The sequence below is a fragment of the Streptomyces botrytidirepellens genome, from assembly GCF_003721215.1.
GTDB lineage: Bacteria > Actinomycetota > Actinomycetes > Streptomycetales > Streptomycetaceae > Streptomyces > Streptomyces himastatinicus.
This window is the reverse complement of record NZ_RIBZ01000236.1, coordinates 1-5698: the sequence shown is the minus strand read 5'-3', so window position 1 is coordinate 5698 and position 5698 is coordinate 1. Positions and strand designations below refer to the sequence as shown.

The following is a 5698-nucleotide window of genomic DNA, read 5'->3' as shown; positions in this document are numbered from 1 at the left end:
CGACGCCGCACACGCCCCACCACCAACCCACGCAACACCGCAGGCACATCACCACCCACAACCCCCGCCACATCAAGGTCCACAGCCACCACCAACGGACGCGGGAGCCGGACCGCAGAATCCAGCAGGGCGAGCGCCTTGGGAGTGGACATCGCGGCGATGCCCGAGCGGGACATCCGGGCCCGGTCCACCTCGGCCAGCTTTCCGGTCAGGCCGCTGGCCTCGGCCCACAGCCCCCACGCCACCGACAGCGCCGGAAGGCCGATGGCCCGGCGGTGGGCGGCCAGGGCATCGCAGAAGGCGTTCGCCGCCGCGTAGTTGGCCTGCCCCGGGCTGCCCAGCACCCCGGCCGCGGAGGAGAACGTCACGAACATGCCCAGCGGCAGGTCCGCCGTCACCGCGTGCAGATGGGCCGCCGCCGTGGCCTTGGCCTCCCACACCCGCGCCAGACGCTCCGGGGTCTGCGAGGTGATCACCGCGTCATCCAGCACACCCGCGGCATGGATGACACCGGTCAGCGGATGCTCCGCGTCGATCCCCGCCACCAGCTCCGCCACCGCGGCCGCATCCGTGACGTCCACGGCTGCGATCCGCACCCGCGCACCGAGGTCTTCCAGCCGGTCGGCCAGGCCCCGTGCGCCGGGGGCGTTCGGCCCGCGGCGGCTCACCAACAGGAGGTGGCCGACCTGCCACGTACGGACGAGGTGTTCGGCGACCAGGCCGCCCAGGGTTCCGGTGCCGCCCGTGATGAGCACCGTGCCGTCCGGGTCGAGCACGCCCGGGGCGTCCAACGGCTGGTCGCTGTCGGCCCGCTTCAGCCGGGGCACCAGCGCCTGGCCGTCGCATACGGCCAACTGGGGTTCGTCCCGTTCCACCGCACACGCGACCGCGTCCCGTACACGGTCGGCGAGGACATCCGCTCCGGGTGCGAGGTCGAGCAGCAGGAAGCGTCCCGGGTTCTCGGCCTGCGCGCTGCGCACCAGCCCCCATACGGCGGCACCGGCCACGTCCGGGATGTCGTCCTCGGCGTGCGCGACCGCGCCCCGCGTCACCACCACCAGCCGGGCATCGGCCAGCCGCGGTTCGGCCAACCAGCCCTGCAACAGCCCCAACGCCCGCTCCGCCAGCGCCAGCCCCTCGGCCGCCGCCACACCACCGGCACCCGCACCGGAGTGCGGAATACAGGCGAGGGCGACGGACGGGACCGGCCCTTCGGCGTCGAGCGCCGCGACCAACGCCTCCAGGTCCTCGTCCGCGTTGCCGAGGTCCAGTACCGCCCACTCGTCGTCATCCGTCGTGACCGGCACGCCAGGCAGCGGCGTCCACTCCAGCGCGAACAGCCCGTCCACGCCACGCGCGCCCGCAGCGCGCAGCTGATCGCCCCGTGCCGGGCGCGTCACCAGGGAGTCCACCGTCAGGACCGGTTCCCCGGCGGCGTCGGCCACCACCATCCGCAGTCCCCGCTCACCGTCCACGCCGTGCTGCTGCGGGGAGATCCGCACCCGCACGGTGGTGGCGCCGGTGGCCCAGAGGGACACGCCGTTCCAGGCGAACGGCAGCCACACCTGGTCGTCGCCCTGCTCCCGCTCGGACGAGGCGGTCAGCAGCGCCGGGTGCAACGCGGCGTCGAGCAGGGCCGGGTGGATGCCGAAGCCTTCCTCGTCCCCGGCTGCCTCGGGCAGCGTCACCTCGGCGACGACATCCGAGCCGTCCCGCCACATCGCGCGCAGGCCCTGGAAGGACGGCCCGTACGCATATCCCGCCGCCGCGGCCTGCTCGTAGAACCCGTCCAACTCCACAGGCTGCGCGCCTGCCGGGGGCCACACACCCTGCAAGCCCTCGGACGCCGGTCCGGTGTCCTCCCGTGGCGGGCTCAGTACGCCCTCCGCATGGCACACCCACCCCGCTACGGAGTCGGCGTCCCCGGGACGGGAGTACACCTGAACATCCCGCCGCCCGTCCTCGGCCGCCTCGCCCACCACGACCTGTACGCGCAAGCCGCCCGACTCGGGCAGCGCCAGGGGCACCTGAAGGGCAAGCTCCTCCACCCCACCGCAGCCGACCTCGTCGGCCGCCCGCAACACCCACTCCACCAGCGCCGCGCCCGGCGCCAGTACGGTCCCCGCCACCACATGGTCGCCGAGCCAGCTCTCGCCACCGCCGGCCGTGATCCTGCCGGTGAGCAGGTGCGTACGGCCATCGGCAAGCTCGACCGCGGCGCCCAGCAGCGGATGTCCGGCGGACACCAGACCGAGGTCACTGGGGTCGCCGGTCCCGCCCGATCCGGCCATCCAGAAGCGTTGGTGCTGAAAGGCATAGGTGGGCAGGTCCACGCTGCACGGCGTCGGCTCGGAGGGGAACAGGGCCGTCCAGTCCACGGGGACGCCCGCGACGAACGCCTGAGCGAGGGAACGCACCAGCTGCTCCCGGCCACCGTGGTCGCGGCGCAGCGTCGGCACGGTCACCGCGTCGACGCCCGCCCGCTCGAAGGTCTCCTCCATGCCGACGCTGAGCACGGGATGGGTGCTGGCCTCGATGAACACCCGATGCCCATCGGCCAACAGCGCCTCCACCGCTTCCGCGAACCGCACCGGCTCCCGCAGGTTCGTCACCCAGTACGCGGCGTCCAGACCGGCCGTTTCGGCTCGGCCGCCGGTCACCGCCGAGTAGAAGGTCACGTCGTCCGAGGGAGCGGCGACGGGGGCCGCTCCGTCCAGTGCGCGCATCAGCTCGTCGCGGATCTCATCCACCTGGGGGCCGTGCGAGGCATAGTCCACGTCGATGAGCCGCGCCCGGTCTCCGTCCTCCTGGCATGCGGCCACCACCGCGGCCACCTGCTCCGGCGGACCCGACACCACCGTGGACGACGGCCCGTTGACCGCCGCCACCCCCACGGCCGCGGCCTGGTCGCCGAGCCGGGCCAGCAGCTGTCCGGCCTCCTCCTGCCCCAAACCCAGCGACGCCATCGCACCGCCACCAGCCAGCTTGCGCAGCGCCCTGCTCCGCAAGGCCACCACCTTCGCACCGTCCTCCAACGACAACGCCCCGGACACGACTGCCGCCGCGATCTCACCCTGACTGTGGCCCACCACCGCCGCAGGCTTCACGCCATGCTCGGCCCACACCGCCGCCAGCGACACCATCACCGCCCACAACACCGGCTGCACCACATCCACCCGCCCCAGATCCCCCGCGTCTCCGGTGCCGCGCAGAACATCGGTGAGCGACCAGTCCACGTACGGCGACAACGCCCGCTCACACTCCGCCACCCGCGCCGCGAACACCGGCGACGCATCAAGCAAACCCGCACCCATCCCCACCCACTGCGACCCCTGCCCCGGAAACACCAACACCGGACCCACATCACCCGCCGACACCTCAGCACCCGCATCCACCACACTCGGATGCGACTCCCCAGCCGCCAACGCCTCCACCCCGGCCAGCAACTCCGCACGGTCCTCACCCACCACCACCGCACGATGCTCGAACAGCGACCGCGTCGTCGCCAACGACCAGCCGACCTCGGCAACCCCCACCTCCGTATCGGCCATACGCGCCGCCAGCGCCGCCGCCTGACCCCGTAACGCCTCCGCGCTCCGCGCAGACAGCACCCACGGCACCACACCCTCAACGGGCCGCGGCTCAGCCTGCTCGGGCGGCTCCGGGGCCTGCTCGAGGATCACATGCGCGTTGGTGCCGGAAATGCCGAACGCCGACACACCGGCCCGCCGCGGACGTTCGCCACGCGGCCACGCCACCGGCTCGGTCAGCAGCCGTACCGCGCCGCCGCTCCAGTCCGCGTGCGGGGTCGGCTCATCGACGTACAGAGTCGCGGGCAGCATCTCGTGGCGCAGCGCCATCACCATCTTGATCACACCGGCCACGCCCGCGGCACCCTGCGCATGGCCGATGTTGGACTTCAGCGAGCCCAGCCACAGCGGCTGGTCGGCGGGCCGGTCCTGGCCGTACGCGGCGATCAGCGCGTCCGCTTCGATGGGGTCGCCGAGGGTGGTGCCGGTGCCATGGGCCTCGACGGCGTCGACCTCGGCGGAGGACAGCTGGGCGTTGACCAGGGCTTGGCGGATCACTCGTTGCTGCGAGGGGCCGTTCGGCGCGGTCAGGCCGTTCGACGCGCCGTCCTGGTTGATCGCCGACCCTCGGAGCACCGCGAGTACCTGGTGTCCGTTGCGCCGTGCGTCCGAGAGCCGCTCCAGGAGCAGCAGGCCGACGCCCTCGGAGAATCCCGTACCGTCGGCGGCCGCCGCGAAGGGCTTGCAGCGGCCGTCGGGGGACAGTCCGCGCTGGCGGGAGAATTCCACGAAGGTGTGCGGTGTGGACATCACCGTGACGCCACCGGCCATGGCCAGGGTGCACTCGCCCTGCCGGAGCGCCTGGCAGGCCAGGTGCATGGCGACCAAGGACGAGGAGCACGCCGTGTCCACGGTCACCGCGGGCCCTTCGAGGCCGAGGGTGAACGCGACCCGGCCCGAGACGACGCTGAGCGTGTTGCCGGTGAGCAGATACCCTTCGGCGCTCCTTTCGATGTGGGGCGTGCCGAAGCCGAGGATTCCGGCGCCCGCGTAGACGCCGGTCGGGGTGCCCTTCAGCGACGTGGGGTCGATCCCGGCGCGTTCGAGCAGTTCCCAGGAGACCTCGAGGAGCTGGCGTTGCTGCGGTTCGGCGGCCAGTGCCTCGCGCGGGCTGATGCCGAAGAAGGTGGCGTCGAAGCCGTCCGTGCCCCGCAGGAAGCCGCCCCGGCGGACGTAGCTGGTGCCGGGGTGGTCCGGGTCCGGGTGGTACAGGCCGTCCAGGTCCCAGCCCCGGTCCTTCGGGAAGTCCCCGATGGCATCCCGGCCGGAGGCGACGAGTTGCCACAGGTCCTCGGGGGAGGCGATTCCGCCCGGGAAGCGGCAGGCCATGCTGACGATGGCCACCGGCTCCTGCGCCCGCTCCTCCACCTCGCGCAAGCGCTGACGGGTCTGCCCCAGATCGGCCGTCACCCGCTTGAGATACTGGCGGAGCTTCTCTTCGGTACCCGTACCCGTACCCGAATCCGTACCCGGCATCTGTTCTCGCTCCTCCATCAGGGCAGTTCACGGTCAATGAGCGCGAACATCTCGTCGTCCGAAGCGGATTCGAGGGTGGTGAAGTCCGTCGTGCCGGACGCGTCGGTCGGTCCGCCGTTCACCTTCGCCAGCAGTCCGCTCAGCCGCTTGGCGATCCTGTGCCGTCCCTCTTCGTCCGTGACGAGGGCGTCCAGGGTGTGGTCCAGCCTGGCCAGCTCGCCCAGAACGGGGTCCGCGCCGTCCCGGCCCGCCGCGGTGGTGGCGTCGTCGGGTGCGAGCCGTTCCAGCAGGTATTCGGCGAGCACCGCGGCCTCGGGGTAGTCGAAGACCATCGCGGCGGGCAGCCGCAGTCCGGTGGCGGCGGCGAGCCGGTTGCGCAGCTCCACGGCGGTCAGCGAGTCGAAGCCCAACTCCTTGAAGCTGGCCTCGGCCTGCACCGCGTCCACGTCGGTGTGGCCCAGCACGGTGGCCGCGTGGCCGCGGACCAGGCCCAGCACCAGCCGGTGGCGCTCGGCCGCCGACAGCCCGGCCAGCCTGGCGGCCCAGTCGACAGGCTGTTCCGCGCCGGCGGCCGCCGCCGTACGCCGTCCGGCGCCGCCGCCACCGGTGGTGGCGAGTGCCCGCAGGGTGGC

General features: G+C 72.8%; 2 protein-coding genes. Both read right to left on the bottom strand.

From position 1 onward, the window contains the following. Window positions 1-5066 (bottom strand): type I polyketide synthase (locus EEJ42_RS18160; RefSeq protein WP_123100973.1); only part of this gene is annotated, 5066 nt, incomplete at its 3' end. A 17-nt stretch (window positions 5067-5083) separates the two neighbouring features. Further along, a partial coding sequence (locus EEJ42_RS18155) for an acyl carrier protein (RefSeq protein WP_184503149.1) occupies window positions 5084-5698 on the bottom strand: 615 nt, incomplete at its 5' end.